25 protein-coding genes and 1 tRNA gene are annotated in these 23,111 nt (G+C 40.0%); 19 read left to right on the top strand and 7 right to left on the bottom strand.

The genetic code is table 11. From position 1 onward, the window contains the following. Nucleotides 1-38 precede the first annotated feature (38 nt). From ACSQ7D_RS09960 to purB, 5 genes are all read left to right on the top strand, one after another. A complete protein-coding gene (locus ACSQ7D_RS09960) occupies nt 39-1,727 on the top strand; it encodes a hypothetical protein (protein ID WP_437136148.1) in 1,689 nt (562 codons plus the stop codon). A 644-nt stretch (nt 1,728-2,371) separates the two neighbouring features. Then, on the top strand, nt 2,372-4,234 hold the full coding sequence (locus ACSQ7D_RS09955) for a M1 family metallopeptidase (protein WP_437136147.1): 1,863 nt from the start codon (nt 2,372-2,374) through the stop codon (nt 4,232-4,234). Between the two features lies 1 nt (nt 4,235). Beyond that, nucleotides 4,236-4,607: a hypothetical protein gene (locus ACSQ7D_RS09950; RefSeq protein WP_111973394.1), complete on the top strand. Its 372-nt coding sequence runs from the start codon at nt 4,236-4,238 to the stop codon at nt 4,605-4,607. A 40-nt stretch (nt 4,608-4,647) separates the two neighbouring features. Continuing rightward, nucleotides 4,648-5,769 (top strand): ATP-binding protein, encoded by a 1,122-nt coding sequence (locus ACSQ7D_RS09945; protein WP_437136146.1) that lies wholly within the window; start codon nt 4,648-4,650, stop codon nt 5,767-5,769. 293 nt (nt 5,770-6,062) lie between these two features. Next, on the top strand, nt 6,063-7,394 hold the full coding sequence (gene purB / locus ACSQ7D_RS09940; protein ID WP_437136145.1) for an adenylosuccinate lyase: 1,332 nt from the start codon (nt 6,063-6,065) through the stop codon (nt 7,392-7,394). A 179-nt stretch (nt 7,395-7,573) separates the two neighbouring features. Here the strand turns inward: purB and ACSQ7D_RS09935 are convergent, their stop codons facing one another. Continuing rightward, the gene (locus tag ACSQ7D_RS09935; RefSeq protein WP_437136144.1) at nt 7,574-8,821 is read right to left on the bottom strand and encodes a hypothetical protein; all 1,248 of its coding nucleotides are present in this window, start codon (nt 8,819-8,821) and stop codon (nt 7,574-7,576) included. A gap of 176 nt (nt 8,822-8,997) precedes the next feature. Between ACSQ7D_RS09935 and ACSQ7D_RS09930 the strand changes: the two genes are divergently transcribed. The 9 genes from ACSQ7D_RS09930 (at nt 8,998) to ACSQ7D_RS09890 (ending at nt 13,629) form a co-directional block, all read left to right on the top strand. Further along, complete coding sequence (locus tag ACSQ7D_RS09930; RefSeq protein WP_095901890.1) at nt 8,998-9,252, top strand: hypothetical protein; 255 nt, start codon at nt 8,998-9,000, stop codon at nt 9,250-9,252. A 29-nt stretch (nt 9,253-9,281) separates the two neighbouring features. After that, a complete protein-coding gene (locus ACSQ7D_RS09925; RefSeq protein ID WP_437136143.1) occupies nt 9,282-9,674 on the top strand; it encodes a hypothetical protein in 393 nt (130 codons plus the stop codon). An 88-nt stretch (nt 9,675-9,762) separates the two neighbouring features. Further along, nucleotides 9,763-10,356: a hypothetical protein gene (locus ACSQ7D_RS09920; protein ID WP_437136142.1), complete on the top strand. Its 594-nt coding sequence runs from the start codon at nt 9,763-9,765 to the stop codon at nt 10,354-10,356. A 105-nt stretch (nt 10,357-10,461) separates the two neighbouring features. Next, nucleotides 10,462-10,866 carry a hypothetical protein gene (locus tag ACSQ7D_RS09915; protein WP_437136141.1) on the top strand — a complete coding sequence of 135 codons (405 nt, stop codon included), beginning with the start codon at nt 10,462-10,464 and terminating at the stop codon, nt 10,864-10,866. 24 nt (nt 10,867-10,890) lie between these two features. Next, nucleotides 10,891-11,193 carry a hypothetical protein gene (locus ACSQ7D_RS09910; protein ID WP_095901894.1) on the top strand — a complete coding sequence of 101 codons (303 nt, stop codon included), beginning with the start codon at nt 10,891-10,893 and terminating at the stop codon, nt 11,191-11,193. A gap of 72 nt (nt 11,194-11,265) precedes the next feature. Continuing rightward, nucleotides 11,266-11,469, top strand: coding sequence for a hypothetical protein (locus ACSQ7D_RS09905; protein WP_437136140.1), 204 nt, complete (start codon nt 11,266-11,268; stop codon nt 11,467-11,469). A gap of 11 nt (nt 11,470-11,480) precedes the next feature. Next, nucleotides 11,481-11,879 (top strand): hypothetical protein, encoded by a 399-nt coding sequence (locus ACSQ7D_RS09900; protein ID WP_278636517.1) that lies wholly within the window; start codon nt 11,481-11,483, stop codon nt 11,877-11,879. Between the two features lie 16 nt (nt 11,880-11,895). Next, nucleotides 11,896-13,035 carry a DUF6884 domain-containing protein gene (locus ACSQ7D_RS09895; RefSeq protein ID WP_437136139.1) on the top strand — a complete coding sequence of 380 codons (1,140 nt, stop codon included), beginning with the start codon at nt 11,896-11,898 and terminating at the stop codon, nt 13,033-13,035. Nucleotides 13,036-13,110: 75 nt separating this feature from the next. Further along, nucleotides 13,111-13,629, top strand: a complete 519-nt coding sequence (locus ACSQ7D_RS09890; protein WP_437136138.1) for a hypothetical protein — start codon at nt 13,111-13,113, stop codon at nt 13,627-13,629. A gap of 31 nt (nt 13,630-13,660) precedes the next feature. Here ACSQ7D_RS09890 and sufD read toward each other — a convergent pair whose 3' ends face one another. From sufD to ACSQ7D_RS09860, 6 genes are all read right to left on the bottom strand, one after another. Beyond that, nucleotides 13,661-14,962, bottom strand: a complete 1,302-nt coding sequence (gene sufD / locus ACSQ7D_RS09885) for a Fe-S cluster assembly protein SufD (RefSeq protein ID WP_437136137.1) — start codon at nt 14,960-14,962, stop codon at nt 13,661-13,663. A 12-nt stretch (nt 14,963-14,974) separates the two neighbouring features. Further along, nucleotides 14,975-15,715 carry a Fe-S cluster assembly ATPase SufC gene (gene sufC, locus ACSQ7D_RS09880; protein ID WP_308766809.1) on the bottom strand — a complete coding sequence of 247 codons (741 nt, stop codon included), beginning with the start codon at nt 15,713-15,715 and terminating at the stop codon, nt 14,975-14,977. 56 nt (nt 15,716-15,771) lie between these two features. Further along, nucleotides 15,772-16,707, bottom strand: a complete 936-nt coding sequence (locus tag ACSQ7D_RS09875; protein ID WP_437136136.1) for a hypothetical protein — start codon at nt 16,705-16,707, stop codon at nt 15,772-15,774. A gap of 215 nt (nt 16,708-16,922) precedes the next feature. Further along, on the bottom strand, nt 16,923-17,339 hold the full coding sequence (locus ACSQ7D_RS09870; RefSeq protein WP_128091608.1) for an EamA family transporter: 417 nt from the start codon (nt 17,337-17,339) through the stop codon (nt 16,923-16,925). A 56-nt stretch (nt 17,340-17,395) separates the two neighbouring features. Continuing rightward, nucleotides 17,396-18,181: an SDR family NAD(P)-dependent oxidoreductase gene (locus tag ACSQ7D_RS09865; protein ID WP_437136135.1), complete on the bottom strand. Its 786-nt coding sequence runs from the start codon at nt 18,179-18,181 to the stop codon at nt 17,396-17,398. A 293-nt stretch (nt 18,182-18,474) separates the two neighbouring features. Next, complete coding sequence (locus ACSQ7D_RS09860) at nt 18,475-19,305, bottom strand: TerC family protein (protein WP_437136134.1); 831 nt, start codon at nt 19,303-19,305, stop codon at nt 18,475-18,477. Nucleotides 19,306-20,048: 743 nt separating this feature from the next. Between ACSQ7D_RS09860 and ACSQ7D_RS09855 the strand changes: the two genes are divergently transcribed. The 5 genes from ACSQ7D_RS09855 to ACSQ7D_RS09835 all read left to right on the top strand — a co-directional run bounded on the left by ACSQ7D_RS09855 (nt 20,049) and on the right by ACSQ7D_RS09835 (nt 23,079). After that, nucleotides 20,049-20,120, top strand: a tRNA-Arg gene (locus ACSQ7D_RS09855). Between the two features lie 98 nt (nt 20,121-20,218). Beyond that, nucleotides 20,219-21,589: an SPOR domain-containing protein gene (locus tag ACSQ7D_RS09850; protein WP_053581485.1), complete on the top strand. Its 1,371-nt coding sequence runs from the start codon at nt 20,219-20,221 to the stop codon at nt 21,587-21,589. Between the two features lie 4 nt (nt 21,590-21,593). Continuing rightward, the gene (locus ACSQ7D_RS09845; protein WP_437136133.1) at nt 21,594-22,121 is read left to right on the top strand and encodes an acyl-CoA thioesterase; all 528 of its coding nucleotides are present in this window, start codon (nt 21,594-21,596) and stop codon (nt 22,119-22,121) included. A 57-nt stretch (nt 22,122-22,178) separates the two neighbouring features. After that, nucleotides 22,179-22,871 carry a metal-dependent transcriptional regulator gene (locus tag ACSQ7D_RS09840; RefSeq protein WP_314785132.1) on the top strand — a complete coding sequence of 231 codons (693 nt, stop codon included), beginning with the start codon at nt 22,179-22,181 and terminating at the stop codon, nt 22,869-22,871. Then, entirely contained in the window at nt 22,840-23,079 is a 240-nt protein-coding gene (locus tag ACSQ7D_RS09835; RefSeq protein WP_048746534.1) for a hypothetical protein, read from the top strand. The genes ACSQ7D_RS09840 and ACSQ7D_RS09835 overlap by 32 nt, the downstream gene beginning before the upstream one ends. Nucleotides 23,080-23,111 lie beyond the last annotated feature (32 nt).

The raw sequence follows: 23,111 nt of genomic DNA, 5'->3' as shown, positions 1-23,111 counted from the left end.
ACTCGTGCCTCTAAGGACATACTAACAACTGAAAACTAATGAAAAAAATAATACTTTTACTTTCAATTACTTTATGTATGAAGTCTTTCGGTCAGGTACTTCATAATGGTATAACGTTACCTTCACAGTGGCCACCCCGTTATGAAGAGCCTACTGAGAGAAAAGAAATGCCCGTGCCGTATTTGCAGCACAAGCCTGCGGTTATTCCTATTAATATAGGCAGGCAACTGTTTGTAGACGACTTTTTGCTCAGTGAAAACCACCTTCAAAAGGTCTATCACACACCGCGCTTCTACGCTCAGAATCCAGTACTCAAAGCTGATAAACCTTGGGAAAACACTAAGGAAGGCTATCCTTATGCTGCTCCTTTTAGCGATGGAGTGTGGTATGACGAGCAAGATAACAAGTTTAAGATGTGGTATTTAGCAGGTGCCTCTCAAGCAAATGGTGCCAAACACGGTTTAGCTACCTGCTATGCCGAATCGGTTGATGGTAAACATTGGATGAAACCTTCGTTAGACATAGTGCCTGGCACTAACTACGTAGACGTGAACAACCGCGATGCTGCCACAGTATGGCTCGACAAACAGGAAAAAGACCCCGCTAAACGCTTTAAGTTCTTCAATGTAGAATACAAAGCGATGAATAACATAGAGTACAAAAGCGACTATGCTCAATACCAAATCGTGTTGAAATATTCCCCCGATGGCATTCACTTTACGGACAAAGGAGTAGCACACTCAGGTAGTATTACCGACCGCTGTTCGGCGTTCTACAATCCTTTTACCAATCGCTGGGCTATTAGTATGCGCTATTCGGTGCCTGAGGTATCTAACCGTTCGCGCTCTTATTTAGAGCACGTTAATGTAGAAGATGCTGTAAGTCTTGCTCATATGATGAGTCGACAGCTACACGAGAAATATCAAGTATTCTGGTTCACCCCCGATGATAAAGAAAAACGCCACCCCGACCACCCCGAAGTAGCTCCTGGTATCTATAATTTCGATGCTATTGCCTATGAGAGTATCATACTCGGCTTTTACAGTCAGTGGCAAGGACCTGAGAATGGCATTTGCAAAAAAGCGATGATGCCTAAGCGCAACGAAGTGCAGTTAGGTTATAGTCGTGATGGCTTTCACTTTGCACGCCCTACTCACCAGTCCTTTATGGGGGTAAACCCCACCGAAGGGGCTTGGAATTACGGCAATATGCAGTCGGTGAATGGAGTGCCCATTATTGTAGGCGACTCGCTTTATTTTTACAGTAGTGGTCGCTCTAAAAACAATATCTGGTGGGATGCCGGTATGAGCACTGGCTTGGCTACCTTACGTCGTGATGGTTTTGTATCGCTCAAAGCTGACAAGAAAGAGGCTTTTGCCACTACCGAAAAAGTGAGTTTTGACGGCGATTACCTCTTTGTAAATGTGGCAGTCAAGAAAGGAAAACTATTAGTAGAAGTGTTGGACGAAAGCGGCTCTCCTATTGCAGGTTTTACTAAGAAAAATTGTGTAGTATTGCAAAAAACCGACGGCACTAAGGTGCGTGTACAGTGGAAAAACAATGCTACCCTCACAGCGCTTAAAGGCAAGCCTGTACGCTTTAAGTTCTACCTTACCAATGGCGACCTTTACGCTTTTTGGGTATCTCCTTGGCAAACCGGTGAAAGCCGTGGCTATACAGCAGGAGGCGGTAAAGGGCTCAACCCAAGTGGAATAGATGAACCATAAGAATTAATAAATTTATCAATTAGCAAATCGACAAATCACTTTTTCGGCTTGTCCTCCTTCGGGGGAACGGGGGCTACTAACCCCTAACGACTAACGTTCTCGCTGGTACGAGCTACAAGCTCGTACCTCCTTTTAAGAAACCCAGCAACAGCTGTGTATGTGCACTGCAATAGCGGAGTATGTGTAAAGGGGGATGTTATTCCCTATTGCCTATGGCTTAAGGCCTATCACCTCTTCCTTTTTCTTTCGCCTCGAAACCCCGTTTTTAACATTTTTAGCGTTGTTGTATCACGCTATTAATCAATTATTTACATACCCTTTCTATACCAATCGTCCAAGATTCGTATAAGCTTCCTATAAGCTCTCTATAAGCTAACCCCACCCATCTAATACCCTTTTTCCATCAAAATTCCTCCTAACCTTCTTCCGAATATCTCCGATATCTTCCGAATACTCCTAACAGTATCAACACATCGCTTTTTCATCTCAAACTTTGTCAAAGTTAATAGCCTGTCGTGCTACGACTGCCTGTGCGGCTCGCACCTCATTTCCTAATTTTCCACCTACCCGTCGTGCCACGACTTGTTAATTTGCTAATTACTTCGTACCTTTGCACTTTCAATAACTATCAATAGAATATAATAATGAGAAAAATACTCTTAGCACTCTCTATTTTCGCTTTTACGCTGAATGCAATAGCCCAAGAAAACCCTTGGCAACAACAAGCTGATTACCAAATGAACGTAACGATGGACGTGAAAAACTTTCAGTATAAAGGCACCCAAAAACTCACGTATACCAATAACTCTCCCGATACCCTACGTGTGGTATTCTACCACCTCTATTTCAACGCTTTTCAGCCAAATAGCGAAATGGATAGCAAACTGCAATCCATCCCCGACCCCGATAGACGTATGGTTAACAATCTCGGCACCGATAAAAACCCTATTTACGAGAGTCGTATAGCCAAACTCTCACCTTCTGAAATCGGACTATTGCGCATTACGGCTATGAGTCAGGACGGACAAAAAGCTACCTTCTCTCACGAAAGTACAATCCTAAAAGTAACCCTCCCCACCCCTATTCTACCTCACAGCAAAACAGTACTCGATATGACCTTTGAAGGTCAAGTGCCCGTAATGATACGTCGTGCAGGTCGTAATAGCCCCGATGGTGTAGCGCTTTCAATGGCACAATGGTACCCTAAAATGGTAGCTTACGATCATCAAGGTTGGCATACTACCGAATACTTAGGTCGTGAGTTCTACGGCGTTTGGGGTAACTTCGATGTAAAAATCACCCTCGACAAAACCTATGTGGTAGCAGGTTCAGGCGTGTTGCAAAATCCTAACGAAATGGGCTGTGGTTATGAAGACAAGGGCGTAAAAATACCCCAAACCAAAGCTAAAACCAAAACGTGGCACTTTGTAGCCGAACGTGTACACGATTTCACTTGGGCTGCCGACCCTCAGTTTACTCACGATAAGCACACTCTCACCGACGGTAAGACCATACACTTCTTCTATAAAAAATATCCAGAGAATTGGAAGCGTATCCAGCCCGATATGCTCAAAGTATTCGATTATTTCAATACACTTATAGGCAAATATCCTTGGCCTCAATACTCTTTCATTCAAGGAGGCGATGGTGGTATGGAGTATGCAATGTGTACCCTTATGGAAGGCGGTAAGAAATATGAGAGTTTAGTAGGCACTGCCATTCACGAACTGGCTCACGCTTGGTTTCAACACCTCTTAGCTACCGATGAGGCAGCTTATCCGTGGATGGACGAAGGGTTTACCTCCTATATCCAAACACTTGCCGAACAACAAGTGTTGCACCTCATTCCTGCAACCAACTATCCCTTTAATAAAGCGTACAACGGTTACCTAAACTTAGTGAAATCGGGGTTACAAGAACCTACCATCACTCATTCCGACCGTTATGCGACGAACTACGCTTATAGTATTGCCGCTTACTACAAAGGGCAGCTCTTCCTCACTCAGTTAGATTATCTAATGGGCAACGAAGCACTGATGAAAACTCTCAAACGCTACTATCGCGAATATGCTTTCAAGAATCCAACCCCCAATGATTTTATTCGCATAGCCGAAAAAGTATCAGGAATGCAATTGCAATGGTTCCTCAATGAGTTTATGCAAACTGACCACGTAGCCGATTACGCTATCGACAAGGTAGAAGCCAAAGGAAATAAAACGGCAATTACCCTCAAACGCTTAGAACGCCTGCCTCTTTCTATCGACCTTTTTGTAACCGATAAAGCTGGTAAAACCCAATACGTATATGTGCCCTTGCGAATGACTTACGGCGAAAAACCAAACACTTACCCTAATTATCCCCGTACGGTAGTTCCTGCTTGGGGTTGGGGTAACCTTACCTACACTTTTGAACTCGATATGCCATTGAACAATATCCAGAGTATAGTATTAGACCCTAATAACAGAAGTGTAGATATCAATAGGGAGAATAATATTTATAAGAAATAGAATGTATACTGTTATTATCTTTTTAGGATTTTATAATTTGCTCTTTGCCCTCTTCCATTTGTTGTTTTGGAGACTTTTTAAGTGGAAAAAAGAGGTGCACAAACTTAGTTTTGCCAATCGCGGAATTATCCAAATTCTCAATATACAAATAGTTTATTATTTTGTAGCAGTAGCAATAGTTTGTTTTTGTTTTACTAACGAACTTCTCACTACTGATTTAGGTAAGGTCTTCTTACTTGGCAACTCGTTGTTCTGGGCAATACGTTTGGTACAACAATATATATTTTTGAGGAAAAATAGTTTTGTAATTCACTTTTTGGCAGTACTATTTTTGTTAGGAACAGTATTATTTTTATTACCTTTGCTTTATTAAAATCAGTATATACTAACTCCTAACATCTAACACCTAAACAATGGACAATATTTTAGGATACAATACAATAAAGAACTATTTGCAAGCCAGTGTGGAAGCAGGTCGCATTCCACACGCTCAATTATTTGTGGCAGGCGAAGGACAAGGCGCTCTGCCAATGGCAATCGGCTACGCAACTCTCATTCTTTCGCACGATAACCCCAAGGCAAAGGCTCAATGCGCCCAACTCGCTCACCCCGACCTTCATTTTGCTTTCCCCACAGCTATTAATGACAAGGTGAAAAAAGACCCTATTAGTGCTCTCTTTATGGACGAATGGCGCGCTTTTGTAAAAGAACAGCCTTATGGTTCCCTTTTTGATTGGCTCGTGTTCTTAGGTATAGAGAAGAAACAAGCCAACATAGGGGTAAATGAGGCTAAAGAGATTACCAATAAGTTAGCTCTGAAATCATTTGAGGGTGGTTATAAGATAATGATTATCTGGATGGCAGAGAAGATGAATGCCGAAGCCTCTAACAAGCTCCTCAAACTCCTCGAAGAACCTGCCGATAAAACGCTCTTCCTCTTAGTGGTTGAAGATGAGAATGCTTTATTAGACACTATCAAATCACGTTGCCAAATCCTGCGTTTCCCGCCCCTAAGTGAGAATGCTATCAAAGAAGCCCTCGTAGAACGTGGTTTAACTGATGCCGAAGCAACCAAAATAGCTCTACGCGCTCAAGGAAACTTCAACAAAGCCCTCCAACTGATGAACAACAAAGAAAGCGAAGAAGCCATTTTTGAGCGTTGGTTTATTGCGTGGGTGCGTACAGCTTACCGCGCACGTGGCAACAAAGCCTCCATACAAGGACTCTTGCAGTGGAGTGACGAAATCAATACTGTTGGGCGTGAGGCGCAAAAACAGTTTTTGCAGTACTGCGCTGAGGTATTCCGTCAGGCATTCCTGCTGAACTATACCGCCTCTGGTTTGGTATATATACAATTCTCCGACCCTACTTTTCAGCTTGCCAAATTTGCCCCTTTTATCCACGGCGGTAATATCGAGGCAATACACAACCTCCTCGAAGAAGCCCAGTTACACGTGGAGCGCAACGGCAATGGCAAAGTTATTTTCACCGATTTAGCCATTAAACTCACCCGGCTATTACACACTAAGCAATGAGACAATTTTCTAATTTTCTAATTTAACGTCAGTTCTATATATACAATACTGATTTACAATTGTCTTTTCATTACTATTCTGTGAAATCCAGCAACGCAGTTGCCAATTCGTGCCCATCACATTTGTCAATTAAAAGACTATCTGTGTAATCCGTGAGATCTGTGCGAGACTTTTAGGTAGCTTGCTATCTATTTGTTTGATTTTTTTTTAAGATTTGTAAGATTTTTGTAGCGTAAGCTACACTTTTCTTACATCAAACTCACGTTAATTCACTAATTTTCTAATTTGAAATTATGTTAACCGCAATTTCCCCCATCGATGGTCGTTATGCCGATAAAACGACCTCCCTTGTGCCTTTCTTCTCCGAAATGGCACTTATTCGTTATCGTGTGCAAGTGGAAGTAGAGTACTTTATCGCTCTATGCGAACTCCCCTTGCCTCAACTCGCCGATTTCCCTAAGGAAAGATACACCGACCTTAGAAAACTCTATCAGAAATTCTCAGAAAAAGAAGCTTTGAAAGTAAAAGAAATAGAGCAAACTACCAATCACGATGTAAAAGCGGTTGAATATTTCATTAAAGAGGCTTTTGATAAACTGCAATTAGAAAAATACAAGGAGTTTATCCACTTTGGTCTCACCTCTCAGGATATCAACAATACCGCTGTTCCGCTTAGCATCAAGGAAGCTGTACAACAAGTGTATTTGCCTGCCTTGGAGCAATTGCTCAGCAAACTGAGAAGTTTAGTAACCCAATGGAAAGATATCCCTCTACTGGCGCGCACTCACGGTCAGCCCGCATCCCCTACGCGTTTAGGCAAGGAGTTCGAGGTGTTTGTCGTCCGTATAGAACAGCAGTTACAAACCCTGATAGCAGTACCTTATGCTGCCAAGTTTGGGGGAGCTACCGGCAACTACAACGCTCATAAAGTAGCTTATCCTAATATCGATTGGAAGGCTTTCGGCACCCGCTTTGTAGAGGAAATATTAGGCTTACACCATTCTTTCCCCACTACCCAAATTGAGCATTACGACCATCTTGCATCGCTTTTCGATGCTCTCAAACGCATCAATACGATTCTCATCGATTTAAATCGCGATGTTTGGACATATATCTCTATGGATTACTTCAAGCAACAGATAAAAGCTGGCGAGGTAGGCTCTTCGGCTATGCCTCATAAAGTAAACCCTATTGATTTTGAAAACTCCGAAGGTAATTTAGGCATAGCCAACGCTCTTTTAGAGCATTTATCGGCAAAATTACCTATTTCCCGTCTACAACGCGACCTCACCGATAGTACTGTATTGCGCAATATAGGGGTGCCTTTTGGTCATATACTCATCGCCCTGCAATCTACCCTCAAAGGACTCAATAAACTTCTTTTAAATGAAGATAAAATCCGCGAAGACTTGCAAGACCATTGGGCAGTAGTAGCCGAGGCTATCCAAACGATTTTGCGTCGTGAAGGCTATCCTAATCCGTATGAAGCCCTCAAAGCCCTCACGCGCACCAATACCGCTATCACAGCCGAGACTATCAGCAGTTTTATCGATACCTTGGAAGTAAGTGAAGACGTGAAGGCAGAACTAAAATTCATCACCCCCGAGAACTACACAGGAGTTTAGTTTAGGCAAGAGATAAGAAGTAAGAAAAATGCTATACTTTGCCAAAGTTTTAATAGTCTCTTGTGCTACGACCTTTGGCAAAGTTGATTACTCTGGTAATCAATAGCTTTTCTAGTATGTTGTGTAGGGACGTTTTGCAAACGCCTACACGAATAAAATTCTTCAAACAGATTTATTTTTTATTGGAATAGTTGTATCAAATTTTCTATGACCCCGAAGTTGGTTTGCTTAGCAAGGGTGCGCAAGCGCTCTTTTAAGGTCAAACGTTTGCTCAACTCTCCTTTTTTACAGCCCTTCAAATCAATGAGAAGCTGCTGAATTTCTTCATATACCCTCGTTTTCCAATGCGGCTGACGTTTAGAAACAAGCTCAGGAATAGAAGGGTCAAACAAACGCAACATATCTACTGTTTGGGCAGCAAATTGAGTATCCCGCTCATATACAAAATGCTGTGACATATTTTCCACAGGGTCTTTTGCTAGAAAAAGCTCCTCGCTAAAAGTACTATAGATCTCTATTGCAAAATCCACTTTCCCCATCCATATAAGGGCATTACACAGTTTAGAAATGAGAATATCAGGAGTGTTAAATTCTTCGTTGAACACTTGCAACGGTTTAGCGCGCAGGTTGCGGTGCAAGGCAGCTTCAGCCACACGTATCGCTTCTTGCTCGTTGTTTTTTAAATAAGCCAATACCACTTTGGCTATAGTATAGCGCGTTTCGGGGTAATGAAAGAAACTATCAGGATAATCTCGCCATACCGATTCAATGTATTTATCAGCTTCTTTAGTATATTTTTCTACAAAACCTGCTCCCCCCCCCCATTTTGTACTACAGAACACCCCATAAGCAAAAAAAGAATTCTGGCATACTCTCAAATGCTCCAAAGGTTGAGTAGCGAGATAGGTTTCGATGAGATGTACATAGCTTGCTTGTGCCATATAATCGTAGTATGGGAACCAAGGGTAAAGCGACTGAGTGATTTTTGGGGTATTTTTATAGCGTTCCAAAAACGAATAGGCATAAGGCAAATCGTTTAAAATGATAGGAGCGTAAGCCTCGTGAGTGTCACGCAGTTTAACGTCAAAAAAACTCGCACGCGAGAAGGCAATAGTGTCGTAGAAAGAGTTGATAACCTCGCGCAGTTGTGTAGGGGTAGCAGGGGTTGTGTTGTTGCAAAAGCTCTGCCAGTCAGCAAAACCAATGTAGTTACACAACAAGTTTAAACTTGTAATACTTAGTTGTTTCTCCTTGTCAATTTTCCCAAAAAAGCGGCGCAAGGTTTGGGTAGATAGACGTGTTTTTTCCGATAATTCTTCAAAATCGGCTATAGAAGTAACTGTTTTTCCAAAGGAGCGGTTTACTTCGTTTTGTAAGCGGTTAATGTGTTGTTTGTAAGCGTTATCAGTAGCTAAATCATTTGTCATTTTCCACGTCAAGTATTTATAATTGGGGCGCAAATATACACAAAAACACTAAACTGTACAAAATTGTACAGAAAATTTATACACAATTGTACAAAATTGGACTTTCGTATTTTTTGGAGCGATTATACTTTTGCCCCTGAAAAAAGATAACAACAGAAACCAAAAAACAATAAATAATGTCAGTAGAATATTACAGAAAACAAATCATCGACCTCAGAGCGCGATTAGACAAAGAGAAAGAAAATAAGAAAAAGGACAATGCTTATTACGGTGATATGGCAAAGAAAGCTTCTTCTCCAAGTAGTAAAGCCGCTTATAAAAAGACTAAAGTAGATAAAGCCGCTTCTCACGACCGTGCTATTGAAAGTCTCAAAAAACAAATAGAGCGTTCTAAAGAAAGTCTTGCTCGCGAAAAGGCAAGAAAAAAATAAACAAGTAAACAATTTAAAATTTTTATAATATGATTAAGCAATACAAAGAATTGGTAGCTACTGATTTGTATATCGTGGCTATCTACGACAACAAGTCTATCGACGTGTACGACCGCTACGAAAATGCTAAAGGTGCATTGCGCCAAATCGCTGATGAAAACAACTTCAAGTATGACGAATCTTGGAATACTCGTCAGTTTGGTAAAAAATTAATTGATGCCCTTGGAGGTGGAGCTCCTGCTATTGCCGATGAAACTTACTGTGTGTATACCGATGCCAAAGGTACCGTTATCTGTGGAAGCAAGTTTGAAGGCAGTACTAAAGAAGGTTTGCGCACCGTAGCTGCTAAGTACAAAATTAACTACGACGAAGCTTGGAACACTCAACAATTTGGGAAAAAAGTAATTGAAGCTTTGCGATAAGAACTGATTTCTAAGAGAGTGTCTATTTTTAGGCACTCTCTTTAAAAAAACACACTAAAACATACTAACACTAAATAAAGAAATAAAAATGGCAAAAAAAGCTCTTGTAACAGGAAGAACACAGAATAGAACAGCCCTTGGTATTATTGCTGCTTATTTAGAAATGTACCCCAGTACAACCCTAAGTGAGCTAAAACAAATATTCGCAAAAAGTAGTGTATGTCCCGATGCAGGTATTGGTGAACTGTTCTACACTACTAAAGACCTTGAGGCTGAGAAAAAAGCAGGAAATGAATGGTTTGAAAAAGACCAAGCTTGCTTTACCCAAGATGGTGAATGGTTAAAAGTAAAAGGCAATAAAATCGCTTTCTGCAAAATGTGGACAGCTCCCAGCCTTGCTAAACTACAACAAAAAGCCGAACAATATGGCATCACAGCTCAAGTAGGCGACCTTCCTAAAACCGACCCTAACTACAAAGTAGGGTATGCAATCACTTATGAAGGTGGTAAAAAAGGAATTCCTTTTTGGGTGTGGATTGTATTGTTAGTACTCTTAGCAGGAATCGCCTATTTTTTATTAGCCAATAAAGAAGAAAAACCCGCTACTACTCAAACTACCCCTCTTACTGAAGAAGTACAAAAAGCTGTAGTAGTCGCCTCAGCTATGAAGTTTTGGAAGTAGCAAACAAAAAACACTAATAACCCCCAACTCCGATGAAAATAGACGAGTGGAGTTTATCGTACTTAAATAAAACATTTTTTAACACTTAAAAAAAAATTTAATATTATGGGAATTAAATCAAAAACTATAGCTCCTTTCATCGCTGCTGCTGCAACTGCACAAGGAGCTTACGATGAAATTGCGCAAGAATGCGTAGCCGATTTGTCTGAAGAGCTTGAACTCAACGACTTACAAAAAGAAGTAGAAGCCGCTTTCAAAAAAATAGAAAAACTCAGTGATGACGATTTCGATGCTTATCTCGAGGAAGCTGCTAAAGCTGTGAAAGCTGGTGAAAAAGAAGCTACATTGCTTATTAGCTTGCAAGTATTAGCATCCGATGGTGTGATTACTGCCGACGAGATGGAAAACTATTTTGCTTTTGCTGAACTACTTGGCATAGACGATGAAAAAGCAAGCGAATTGTTTGACGATTTTGTAGAAGAAGCTGATGATTTAGAAATCGAAGCCTAATGTATAACCTTAAATATTAAAACTATGGCACTTAAAAAAACAGCAACTGGAAAAGTAGATAAAAGAACTACCGAATACAAAGAAATGGTAGAAAGAGCAAAGAAAGCTCGTGAAGCTGCTAAAAAAGAAAAAGAAAAGGCAGCTAAAAAATCCGACAAGAAAACTACAGCTTCAAGCGGGGTAAAAAGAAAAGCTGATGGTAAAGTAGACCTTCGTACCAAAGAAGGAAAAGCTATAGCCGAAAGAATGGAAAAAGCCCGTAAAGCCAAAGAAAAAAATAAAAAGAAAGGCGGCGTATTGTCACGACTCATTAAAAAATTAGTATAATAGCAATACACACTTTTTTCAACTTTGCCTGAGTTCCAAACTTAGGCAAAGTTAATATTAAATAATCAACTTATGAGACTATTTAGCAGTATCTTAAAAGGAACAGGATTCTCTTTTTCGTGGAAACGTGCTGTAGGACTTACAGCACTCCGCAGTAAAGCTTCTCGCAGAATAGGAGTGCCTATTTCTCGCCAAGGGGTAGAACGCAAAATAGGAGCAACCTTATTGGGAGTCCTATTTGGCACAAGCAAAAAGAAAGGAAGAAAGAAAAAATAAATATTTGTACAATGAAAAAATATAAAGAAATAGCAGCTAAAGGAAAGTATGTAGTCGTTTTGTATGACAATAATGCTGTAGAAGTATATGTAAAACAAAAAGTAACTACCGCAATTTTGCATAAAATAGCAGGTGAAAACGGGCTTAAATTTCATCAAGATACAGCCGTTGAAAATGGCATAGAATGGTTCGCTAAAAAGATACTTGATACATTGGGAGACCCTAAGGCTATCGTGGGAGGAGAAGATTGTTTGTATATAAACAAAAATAATACTCTTATTTGTGGACATCGCTACGAGGGAACAGTTAAGGAAGCTTTAAGAAAAATCGCTGAGGAATTTGAAATAGACTATCAAGATACTTGGAATACTCAGCAATTTGGTCGTAAAATTATAAATGAGTTAAAGTAATAGATACTATTAGGTTATGAAAAAAATAGTACTAATCTCTTGTGTTTCCAAAAAAGGAACTGAACCTGTACAAGCTGAAAAATTGTACCAAAGCCCTTTATTTGTAAAAAGTTTAGCTTATGCTAAAAAGCTAAAACCTGATGCTATCTACATTCTTTCAGCCAAGCATTACCTACTGCCTTTAGATAAGGTAATAGAACCTTACGATCAAAGAGTGAGCAACAAAAAAGCTGAAAATGAGGCGTGGGGTGCTAAAGTAATTGAGCGACTCAAAAAAGTAGCCGACCTGCAAAAAGATAAGTTTGTCATCTTGGCTGGCAAGGATTATGTAAAGTCTCTCAAAGGTAGTTTAAAAAAGGTTGAACTTCCTTTTGAAGGTGTAAAAGGAAATGGCGAAATGCTCCAAATACTCAATGAAGAAGAAGAAAAACAATGGGTAGCAGAACAAAAACTAATGGGTGCTGAGTTACAGAAAATAAACAAAAGGATTGCAAACCTCAACCCTACTACTGTAGCAAGCGAAACTTTCCTTTCTGCGCTACACGATTTCTTTAATACCCTAAGACGTTTTTCTTACCCTTACCAAAAGAAAAGAGGTAAAAAATGGATTGTACCTCGTAATGGTATCTATGTCTTCTTTGAAAAAGGAGAAATATACACAAATCCACAAGGCTATTCACAAGATAGAATTGTGAGAGTGGGAATTCACACAACAGATAGTGATAAAGATTCTCAAAGAGGTAATAAGCTATTTAGCCGTTTAGACCAGCATTTTAGAGGAAATATGAAAGCAAGTAGTTTTAGAAAATATGTAGGGAATAGCTTGCAAAACAAAGCTAAACATTCTATCACAGATATAGAAAAAGAAGTATCTACTTATATGAAAGAGAATTTTTCGTTTGTCGTTTTTGAAGTAGAAACTGAAAACGAGCGGAAATTCTGGGAAAAGAAACTCATATCCACCCTTGGTCAAGCAGGTAAAAAAGGAATTATAAAAGCATCAAAAAATTGGTTAGGTAAGCACTCGTCTAATCCTAATATTAAGGCAAGCGGTCTTTGGCAAGAAGATGATATGAATGATGTCTCTCTTACCCTTGCTGAGTTGCAACAACTTTTGCAAATAATACAACATTCTAATGCTAAATACAAAGTCTAATTTTATAGTTTAGCAATTGATAACAACTATTATATTATAGAAACAAAAAATAACAATTAAATAAAATTATAAGTCATGAAATCAATCTTAAAAAAATCAGTTTTAGCTTTAGTTTTAATAGTTTTCGGTTTAACTTTCGCATCTTGCCAAAAGGATTCAGATAAACAAGATGGTTTAAAGAAGCCTAATAAAATTGAATATGATGGAGGCTCAAAGGATGGATCGGAAAATATAAAACCTGTGGATCCTAATAAAGAGACTACTAATAAAGCTATAGAAGAAAAAATTAAAGAGGTATTATCAATTATCGGCGATGATTATACTATATATATCACCCATGATAGTAAAGAAGTTCTTACCTTCCTTTTTAATAAACAAGAAGGTTTCTTTCAATCAGTTAGTTCTAATAAGATGTTAGGTATGTATGATGATAATGAAGAAGAACATCTCTGGATTTATAAAACCAAAAATTTACAAAAAAAATATATCCATAAAAAACAAATCAATATTTATGATAAGAATGGAAAATATTCTCAAAAAATTATTGATGCCTTCCTAAAAATTGATACTAAAAGACCAGTAGAAAAGGATTAATTCATATACATAATTTATTATAAATACAGTTTTAAAAATCCACTTCTACCCCTAATTTTTCAGCAATAATCGCATTGATATACTCCGAAAGGGCTGGAATGCTTACGCTTTCTAATACGGTATTTGCAAAAGCATAAGTGAGTAAGGCAGAGGCTTCTTTTTTGCCTATCCCACGTGTTTGCAAATAGAACAAGGAGTCTGCGCTGAGAGAGCCTACGGTACAACCGTGCGAACACTTCACATCATCGGCGAAGATTTCGAGTTGGGGCTTGGTGTATACCGTTGCCTTATCGGAGAGGAGGATGTTGTCGTTCTGCTGATAAGCATTCGTTTTTTGGGCGATTTGCTCTACCATTATCTTGCCATTGAACACATTGGTCGCTTCATCACTTACGATGCTCTTATAATCCTGATGACTCTCACAGTTAGGTTGAGCGTGGTTCACCAGCGTATAATGGTCGGTATGCTGAGTACCTTGCAAAATGCTCAATCCTTTGAGGGTAGATTCTAAATGCTCGCCTTGGTGATAGAAATTGAGGTTGTTACGAGTGAGTGTCCCACCAAACGAGAAGGTATGCACGCTGGCGTGACTATTTGCTTCTTGCGAAATATAGGTGTTGTCGATAAGGGAAGCCGTCAAACGGTCGTTTTGCAATTTGTAATAATCGAGGAAAGCATCTTTGGCTACAAATACCTCGGTTACTGCATTGGTAAGGATAGCCGTAGCAGTATCCGATAAGTTTTGGTGTACTTCAATGACTTTGAGCTGTGCATTCTCACCCACTGCAATAATATTGCGCGGTTGGTAGCAAGTGGTTTCTTTTCTGTCATTAAAATATAGCAATTGTATAGGTTTATCTACCACTTTCCCCTTAGGTACTTCTATATATATCCCTTCTGAGGCAAAAGCCGTGTTGAGGGCTGTGAATATATCGCCCTTTTCGGTATTAGCGTTGAAGTATTTTTTGATAAAGGCTTCTCCGCCCTTGTGTAGCGCCTCTAATAGAGGGGTAATGGTAGTGCCTGCAATCTCTTTGCTCGATATTTCCGGGCAGTAGTACCCGTTTACAAATACAAGCTGATAACAATCCGCGATAGCGTACTTGTGTAACACTTCGGGTGAGAGGGTTGTTTTATTGTGAATAGGTTGCCACAAACTGTAATCAGTAGCTTGGAGATTACAGAGTGAGGTGTATTTCCACGCTTCTACTTTCTTATGTGGAAAACCTTTTTCGGCAAAGAAATTAAGGGCTTCTTTGCGAATGTCTTTTAATATATCGTCTTTATGTGGGAACTGCTCAAAAGTAGCTACCCATTTGTCTTTTAAATTCATAGTCTAATTTGCTTATCCTTTCAGCCAATCATAGCCTTTTGCTTCCAATTCTAAGGCGAGGTTTTTGTCGCCTGTTTTTACGATTTTACCGTCGGAAAGCACGTGTACATAATCGGGGACGATGTAGTCTAAAAGGCGTTGGTAGTGGGTGATAACAAGAACCGCATTGTTTTCGTTTTTGAGTTTATTCACCCCATTAGCTACAATGCGTAGGGCGTCGATATCAAGACCAGAGTCGGTCTCGTCTAAAATAGCAATTTTAGGTTCGAGCATTGCCATTTGGAAGATTTCGTTACGTTTCTTCTCACCGCCCGAAAAACCTTGGTTAAGGGAACGCGAAAGGAAGTCGGGGTTGATTTCTAGAAGGGCTGCTTTTTCGCGTATTTTTTTGAGAAGTTCAGCAGCAGGCATGTCGGGTAATCCTTGTGCCTTGCGACTCTCATTGATAGCAGTTTTGATGAAATTGGTTACCGATATTCCAGGGATTTCTACGGGGTATTGGAAAGACATAAAAATGCCTTTATGTGCGCGCTCTTCGGGGGCTTCTTCTAACAGACTTTCGCCATTGAGGAAAATATCACCCTCTGTTACCTCAAAGTTTTCGTTACCCGCAATCACCGCCGAAAGGGTAGATTTGCCCGCTCCATTAGGTCCCATAATGGCGTGTACTTCGCCTGCTTTTATTTCTAAGTCAATCCCTTTGAGGATTTCTTTCCCGTCCACACCTGCGTGGAGATTTTTTATTATTAACATTTTAATTGAGTTTAGTGATACTTCTCTTCTAACTATAAAGTATGATAGAGCTTGTATTAGTATTCATATTTTTCAATAGCACTATCATATCCCATCATCACTTTGGTAATTTTAGTAGCGTAACCTTGCGGATTATTAGCTTCATTTTTATATTCAGTTAAATATGGAATGCCTGTAGTAAGTCCTAAACTGGGGTTGTCAGGATCTTTTAGATGTTGAGTTTGTTCAGTTTTTTTCACTACAAGATTTTTGCTATTAGTGGCTTCATAAAGCTCATAAAAGATGTACTTATTTAAAGGAGTGCTTGCTAACGTGACAAGTTGTATTTGCAAGTCTCTCTTGGGGTTTTTCTTCTGCAGGTCATACTCATATAGACAGGTCTCTCTAAGAAAAACTTCTCCTCCGTCATTGAGTTTATCTTTTACTTTCTTTGTCAAGTTGCCTTCTGGACTAAAAGTATAGGTTTTTCTGTCGTGTCCAGAAGCACTCGTTGCGACCACAGTATGGGCATCTGGGTAGGTAATTTTGTAAACGATTGAAGGAGAAAATTCACTTAGTTTTCCATCTTTGTAGCCAAAAGTAATAGACATAGGATGCTTTCCTATTCTACTTTTTCTAATTTCAGTAACTTGGTCTTGGTCATTGAAACTAAATTCTACAACTCCTTGAGCTATACCGTCTTTATCAATATCTATCCTGGCAGGAAGTTTCTTACCCTTTAGGGGCTTAATAATCAAATGTTTGACTTCCTTTCGCTTTGAACGATAAGTTTTAAACTCTCTTGCTTCCTTAATAAATCCGTCCTCTATGGTGTAAACCATTTCGGAGATATCATCCTTTGAACGCTCTATAATGTACTTAGTAGGCAATAATGTCTTTTCTTCCCACGGGTCAGGAGTTTTTTTATTGTTATTATTGTTATTGTCATCATCACTTTTGTGGCAAGCAACTCCAATGAGAGCAAGGCTTGCTAAAATTAACAGCTTTCTCATAACGGTTTTTTTAATTAAATTAGGGAGCAAAGGTAGTCTTTTTTGGCGTAACGAACAAAAAATTTTTCTCCTATCTCCTTCTTATATTCGTGCCACATACGTGGTTTAGGTGTGGTACAGACACCCTATACCCATCGTAAATAACCTAAATTCTTTAAAGGCCTTCAACTAATAATTTAGCCCGCCCTGCTAGTGCAAGCGTTTAGTTCCTACTCTCACCATATCATCACCAAGGTACCTATGGTAATGAGTGAGACACCTACCACCGATTTAAAGGTGAAGTCTTCGTGTAGGAAGATAATAGCCAAAACAAAGGTGATGGCGATACTTAGTTTATCTACCGAAACAACTTTGGTAGTTTCTCCCATTTGCAGGGCTTTGTAATAGCACAACCACGATGCCCCTGTGGCAATTCCTGAGAGGATAAGAAAGAGCCAACTGCGCTGGCTTATCTGGACAATATTATGCTGACTTTGGGTGATAAAAACCATTGCCCACGCCAGCAACACAACTACCACTGTGCGGATAGCGGTCGCTACATTAGAATTGACCCCTTCAATGCCTATTTTGGCAAGAATAGCGGTAAGAGCAGCAAAGATAGCCGAAAGTAGTGCAAAAACGAACCACATCATATGTTATTTTGTGACAAAGGTAAGTATAATTTACTAATTAGCAATTAGCAAATTATCTAATCTGCTAATTTATAAATATGTAAGGCATCCGCTTGGTGGAGCGGGGTAACAGTAATATCGGTGATTTGAACTTTATCTGGCAGATTGACGATATAGGCTATGGTGTCGGCTATATCTTCGGCATATAGGGGCGTGATACCCTTATACACGTTCTCGGCTTTCTGCTCATCGCCTTTGAAACGCACCTTGCTGAAATTGGTCTCTACCAACCCTGGTTTTACGGTCGTTACCTTCAGCTTCTTGTCCATTAGCTCTATGCGCATCGCATCGCTTAGGGCTTTTACAGCAAACTTGGTCGCACAATAAACACTGCCATTGGGGTAAGCTATCTCACCCGCTACCGAGCCGACATTCACAATCGTGCCCACCTTGTCAGTGGCAATCATTAGCGGGATCACACTGTTGGCAATATAGGTAAACCCTTTGATGTTGGTGTCAATCATCTGGTCTATATCTTCTATGGCGTAAGTATAGAGGTGTTGCAATCCTATTGCCAAACCCGCATTGTTGATGAGTATATCTATTTGTCGCCATTTTTCGGGTAAGGACTGGATATTTTTCGCTACTTCTTGGTAGTTTCTCACGTCGAAAGCTAAGGTTATAACCTCCACAGCGTGTTCTTTTTCGAGTTGGGCTTTCAGTTCTGCCAATATCTCAGCCCGACGAGCGCAGAGAATCAAATTGACGCCCATTTGTGCCAATTTTTCAGCTACTGCTTTACCTATCCCACTACTGGCACCCGAGATAAAAGCTATTTTCCCTTTGATACGATTTGTTCCCATAGTTATTCACATATTTTATTCATTATTTCCTCTGCGGTAGGCTCGTGGTAGTTCCCATTCGTAATCAAAAGTATTCACTCAAAAGAGTCTCACTTGCCCTTTCTCTCTTGAGGTCTCAAACTGCCACGCTTTTTTACTTATAGCCTATCAAAATTCATTTACAATCTATTTTTGTTTGACTCTAAAAAAGCAAAGCCTTTATTTTTGCTTATTTTTTTATCGAATTTCTATAGCGTGAGCTACATACACTTCCTCTTATCATTAATCATTAACCATTAATCACTAACCATTAATCATTTTTCTACCTCTTTTTCACTTTGCTCCTCTCTACTTGGGAGAGAGGCTGAAGGTGAAGACTTCCTCATTCTCATATTCAGAAACTCTACCCCTAACGAAAACGCTATCGCAAAGTACAAGTATCCCTTAGGCACAGCGCCCACCGTTTGCCCTGCCAATACCGCTTCCGATAGGTGCATACTCTCAGTAATAAGCATAAAACCAATGAGTATCAAGAACGAAAGTGCTAATATCTGAATCGAAGGATTGCGGTTTACAAAGTTGCCCACAGGGTTCGCAAAAAGCATCATTATACCCACCGAAAGCACTACCGCTGTAATCATTATATAAATCGCCCCTGTTAGCCCGCTGGTCATTCCCACCGCTGTAAGAATACTATCCATCGAGAAAATAAGGTCTATCAGTAGTATTTGTACAATAGTCCCCCCGAAAGAAGCGTGTTGTCGCCCCTTAGGGTTATCCGATTGTGTAACGTGTTCTATATGATTCACTTTCGCGTGAATTTCCTTAGTCGATTTATAGAGCAGGAAGATACCCCCCGCAAGCAGTATGAGAGCCTGCCCGTTAAAATGAGCTGAAAACCACCCCCAGTCAAGGCTGATAAGCGGGTCTTTCAACCTAATCAGAAACGAAATACCCAATAAAAGAGCAATGCGCAAAAACATTGCCAAGAAAAGCCCTAAGCGTGTAGCGCGCTTACGTTGATGTTCGGGCAGCTTCCCCGTAACGATAGAGATAAATATCACGTTATCAATCCCCAATACAATTTCGAGGAACGTAAGAGTAATAAGCGCCACAAAGGCATCAGCAGTAAAAAGAAAATCCATTTTATTTTTAGTTTTTAAAACGCAAAGATAAATCAAAAATTGAATATGAATACAACCCAAAGCCCAAAATGATAAAATTCTTATTCAATTACACCTTAATTATAAGGAAAGTTTCCCATCGCCACACTCCCCCTAAACTCCTCCAACAAATTTGCTAATTTCCAAATTTTCTAATTTTCTAATTCTCTTTCCCGTCACACTTCCCCCTAGTGCCTATGCCCTAAGGCCTATCACCTCTTCCTTTTTCTTTCGCCTCGAAACCCCGTTTTTGACATTTTTAGCCTTGTTGTATTATATTATGAATCAATCATTTATATACCCTTTCTATACCAATCGTCCAAGATTCGTATAAGCTTCCTATAAGCTCTCTATAAGCTAACCCCACCCTCCTCGCAGCCTTTTTTCACCAAAATCTCTCTCAATCCTCTTCCGAACTTCTCCGATATCTTCCGAATCTCAAAGACCCTCCCCAATAAAGTCCTCAATCTCGCCTAACCTCCGTCCGACACGTCCGACCTATCAAAAAACTATTTTTATCACTACTTATTCTCTCATTTTCTAATTTTCTCATTTCCTAATTTTCTCATTTCCTAATTTTCCAAATTTCCCACCCCTCTTGTCACTTTTTCGTCGCATTCCTAGTGCCTATGGCCTAAGGCCTAATGTCTCGCACTTTTCTCTTCTTTCATCACATTTTTTCGTAGTTTCAAAAAAAGTCGTACCTTTGCAAAAAATTACTCACAGGTCTTGTAGTTCAACGGATAGAATAGAAGTTTCCTAAACTTTTGATCCAAGTTCGATTCTTGGCAAGACCACTTTTTTATCAAAAAACTTGGTCGGTATAAAAAAATATCGTACCTTTGTTGTTTCAAAAGGCAAATCCATCATTTTAATAACTTAAAATATCGGAATTATGAAAGACCTAAATGTATACATCGAAGAATTGCTCTACAAACACCAATGCGTGATTATCCCTAAGTTCGGAGCATTTATATCTAATAGAAAATCAGCCCAAATGGCTGAAGATAAAACGTTCGACCCTCCTAAACGAGAGCTCAGTTTCAACGCAAGCCTCACTTCTAACGACGGCTTGCTCATCAAGTATATATCCGAACAAACAGGTATCGAGTATAACTTGGTAGAAGATTACGTAAACTTAGCTGTCGAAGGGTGGAAACGCATCTTGAAGCAAGACCAAACCTTAAATCTCGAAAAAATCGGGACTCTTAGGTTAGTCGGCGAAGGTCGTATCTCTTTCGAACCCGCTGACGACGTGAATTTTCTTACCGATTCTTTCGGTATGGCGCCTTTCGTACCTCACGAAGTAACCGCCTCCGATTTGAAAATAGAAGAAAATCAAATCCGTCCTACACTCGACCATTCAAGTACCGATACCGGCATTCCTAACCTTCCACCAGAAGAAGAAGATGCCGTAGTAACTCCTACTGAAAGTCCTGTGAGCCAAGTTACAGCTCCTGTGGTAACCAATACTCCTAAAACCCACAGAGGTACTACCCCACCGCCAGCTAAGGAAAAGAAACCTGCTAAAATAATGCCGTATGTAAAATATACAGCAGTAGCCTCAGTAGGCTTAGCCTTTTTGGCTTATGGAGCTTATCTGCTCTTCGGCGAAAGAGTAGTAAACGATGGCAATAACGAACAACAGTTTGCAATTACTGACAGCTTAGTACAAGAGCGTCTTAACCAAAAACTCAGCGAAGCAGCCGTGTTCACCCCGCCTATTACTATCCCTGCTATTCCTTTGCAAGTAGAAAAAGTAAAGGCTAAAAAGCCCGAGCAAGTAAAACCTGAGCAAGTAAAGCCTGAACAAAAACCTACTCAGTCCACTAATCAAGCTGCCACTACGGTAGCGACAACCAAGCCCGCTAACACGCCTGTACAAGCTACTGCTACGCCTAAGCCAGCGCAAACCAGCACCGCGCCCAAACCTGCACAAACCACTACAACACCTAAGCCCGCTCAAACCAATACCTCAGGTGTAGCCTCTACCCCTGTACGTACAAATTCGGCAATGGCAGCTAAAAAATATCAAGTGATTGCAGGGGCTTTTAAAGACGAGAAAAACGCAGAAACCCGAGTGAAACAACTCCAAAAGTTAGGGTATAAAAATGCTTTCGTATTAGGAATGAATGCCAGAGGTTTGTACCAAGTAAGTTATGGCGGTTTCGATTCTATGGACGAAGCTAAACTACAACAAAAAGAAGTGCAAAACTCTAAAGAAGAGAAAAAACTCGACGGTGGCTGGATACTAACTCAACCCTAAAATAATGATGAAACTCAAGAAAAAACCTTCTGACTCACGTACTATACTCACCGACATCGTACTCCCAGGCGAAACCAATCACCTCAACGCTCTATTTGGGGGTGAACTCCTCGCCCGTATGGATAGAGCTGCTAGTATTGCCTCACAACGCCACTCTGGACGTTTAACCGTTACCGTATCGGTAAACCACGTGGCTTTTACTCACAGCATACGCATAGGAAGCATCGTAACGGTCGAAGCCGCCATCTCTCGTGCTTTCTCTACTTCTATGGAAGTATATATCGATGTGTGGATGGAAAATATCTATGGCGAACGTACCAAAGCTACCGAGGCGATTTACTCTTTCGTAGCGGTAGACGAAAACGGTCGCCCCGTAAAAGTACCTGAGATAGAACCAGAAACCCAGCTCGAAAAAGAACGTTACAACGGTGCCCTACAACGTCGCCAACTGAGTCTTGTGCTTGCAGGTAAACTCAGTCCGCACGACGCTACCGAGCTAAAAGCTCTCTTTACTGAATTAGAAAATAGCTGATGCATTTAGTAATAGAACCGCTGTAAAAGGCGGTTTTTCTCTTAAAAACAAAGCAAAATGACCTTATCTGAAGAAAACCACTTGAAAGCTATCTTTCACCTTTATAACGAAAAGAAAGAAGAGGTGAATACCAATGCTATTGCCGAAGTGATGAACACCAAAGCTTCATCAGTAACCGATATGCTTAAAAGGTTAGCCGATAAGGGGCTCATCAACTATGTGAAATATCAAGGGGTAACACTCACTAAAAAAGGTACGCAAAAAGCTATTGCTATCATTCGCAAACATCGTCTTTGGGAAGTATTCTTAGTCGAAAAACTCAATTTCTCTTGGGACGAAGTGCACGAAATAGCCGAAGAGTTAGAACATATACAGTCAGAAAAACTTATAGAGCGTCTCGATGCTTTCCTCGATTTCCCTAAAAAAGACCCCCACGGCGACCCGATTCCTAACAAAGAAGGCGTTTTTACCACCACTATTCAAACCCTATTAAGCGAGCTCAAACAAGGCGATAAAGGTATATGTGCAGCAGTAAAGAACACCTCTAAGGAATTTCTCGTTTACCTCAACAAAATGAATATAGCTCTTGGCGACGAAATAGAAGTACTCAGCAAAGAACCTTTCGACAACTCTATGACTCTACTGGTAAACGACAAACAAATCAACCTATCAGCAATGGTATGCCGAAATATCTATGTCAATGGAAATTTTAAAAAAAATGAATACAACAGTACAATACATCAAAGATAAGCAAGGAAAAGATATTTTAGCTGTCATTCCTGTTGAACAGTACAATCAGATGCTTTATAATGAAGCTGATATTGAAAGTGTATATGAAATTTCAGAAAAGCAAAAAGAAATCTTGGCACAGGATTTAAAAGAACTTGAGGAAGATATACTTACAGGAAATGAAGCTAACAACTTCTCTTGGGAAGATATTCAAAAAGAAGTAAATTAAAGAGAGGGTCTATGTTATCAATATTCTTCATA

It is taken from the genome of Capnocytophaga sp. G1920 (genome assembly GCF_051417515.1).
Note: the sequence above shows the minus strand (reverse complement) of the source record. Positions and strands in the feature narration are given on the sequence as shown.

What these genes read in the sequence shown, in the direction of transcription:
- ACSQ7D_RS09960 (WP_437136148.1), top strand. Translation starts at nt 39, where the DNA reads ATGAAAAAAATAATACTTTTACTTTCAATTACTTTATGTATGAAGTCT.
- ACSQ7D_RS09955 (WP_437136147.1), top strand. Translation starts at nt 2,372, where the DNA reads ATGAGAAAAATACTCTTAGCACTCTCTATTTTCGCTTTTACGCTGAAT.
- ACSQ7D_RS09950 (WP_111973394.1), top strand. Translation starts at nt 4,236, where the DNA reads ATGTATACTGTTATTATCTTTTTAGGATTTTATAATTTGCTCTTTGCC.
- ACSQ7D_RS09945 (WP_437136146.1), top strand. Translation starts at nt 4,648, where the DNA reads ATGGACAATATTTTAGGATACAATACAATAAAGAACTATTTGCAAGCC.
- purB (WP_437136145.1), top strand. Translation starts at nt 6,063, where the DNA reads ATGTTAACCGCAATTTCCCCCATCGATGGTCGTTATGCCGATAAAACG.
- ACSQ7D_RS09935 (WP_437136144.1), bottom strand. Translation starts at nt 8,821, where the DNA reads ATGACAAATGATTTAGCTACTGATAACGCTTACAAACAACACATTAAC.
- ACSQ7D_RS09930 (WP_095901890.1), top strand. Translation starts at nt 8,998, where the DNA reads ATGTCAGTAGAATATTACAGAAAACAAATCATCGACCTCAGAGCGCGA.
- ACSQ7D_RS09925 (WP_437136143.1), top strand. Translation starts at nt 9,282, where the DNA reads ATGATTAAGCAATACAAAGAATTGGTAGCTACTGATTTGTATATCGTG.
- ACSQ7D_RS09920 (WP_437136142.1), top strand. Translation starts at nt 9,763, where the DNA reads ATGGCAAAAAAAGCTCTTGTAACAGGAAGAACACAGAATAGAACAGCC.
- ACSQ7D_RS09915 (WP_437136141.1), top strand. Translation starts at nt 10,462, where the DNA reads ATGGGAATTAAATCAAAAACTATAGCTCCTTTCATCGCTGCTGCTGCA.
- ACSQ7D_RS09910 (WP_095901894.1), top strand. Translation starts at nt 10,891, where the DNA reads ATGGCACTTAAAAAAACAGCAACTGGAAAAGTAGATAAAAGAACTACC.
- ACSQ7D_RS09905 (WP_437136140.1), top strand. Translation starts at nt 11,266, where the DNA reads ATGAGACTATTTAGCAGTATCTTAAAAGGAACAGGATTCTCTTTTTCG.
- ACSQ7D_RS09900 (WP_278636517.1), top strand. Translation starts at nt 11,481, where the DNA reads ATGAAAAAATATAAAGAAATAGCAGCTAAAGGAAAGTATGTAGTCGTT.
- ACSQ7D_RS09895 (WP_437136139.1), top strand. Translation starts at nt 11,896, where the DNA reads ATGAAAAAAATAGTACTAATCTCTTGTGTTTCCAAAAAAGGAACTGAA.
- ACSQ7D_RS09890 (WP_437136138.1), top strand. Translation starts at nt 13,111, where the DNA reads ATGAAATCAATCTTAAAAAAATCAGTTTTAGCTTTAGTTTTAATAGTT.
- sufD (WP_437136137.1), bottom strand. Translation starts at nt 14,962, where the DNA reads ATGAATTTAAAAGACAAATGGGTAGCTACTTTTGAGCAGTTCCCACAT.
- sufC (WP_308766809.1), bottom strand. Translation starts at nt 15,715, where the DNA reads ATGTTAATAATAAAAAATCTCCACGCAGGTGTGGACGGGAAAGAAATC.
- ACSQ7D_RS09875 (WP_437136136.1), bottom strand. Translation starts at nt 16,707, where the DNA reads ATGAGAAAGCTGTTAATTTTAGCAAGCCTTGCTCTCATTGGAGTTGCT.
- ACSQ7D_RS09870 (WP_128091608.1), bottom strand. Translation starts at nt 17,339, where the DNA reads ATGATGTGGTTCGTTTTTGCACTACTTTCGGCTATCTTTGCTGCTCTT.
- ACSQ7D_RS09865 (WP_437136135.1), bottom strand. Translation starts at nt 18,181, where the DNA reads ATGGGAACAAATCGTATCAAAGGGAAAATAGCTTTTATCTCGGGTGCC.
- ACSQ7D_RS09860 (WP_437136134.1), bottom strand. Translation starts at nt 19,305, where the DNA reads ATGGATTTTCTTTTTACTGCTGATGCCTTTGTGGCGCTTATTACTCTT.
- ACSQ7D_RS09850 (WP_053581485.1), top strand. Translation starts at nt 20,219, where the DNA reads ATGAAAGACCTAAATGTATACATCGAAGAATTGCTCTACAAACACCAA.
- ACSQ7D_RS09845 (WP_437136133.1), top strand. Translation starts at nt 21,594, where the DNA reads ATGATGAAACTCAAGAAAAAACCTTCTGACTCACGTACTATACTCACC.
- ACSQ7D_RS09840 (WP_314785132.1), top strand. Translation starts at nt 22,179, where the DNA reads ATGACCTTATCTGAAGAAAACCACTTGAAAGCTATCTTTCACCTTTAT.
- ACSQ7D_RS09835 (WP_048746534.1), top strand. Translation starts at nt 22,840, where the DNA reads ATGAATACAACAGTACAATACATCAAAGATAAGCAAGGAAAAGATATT.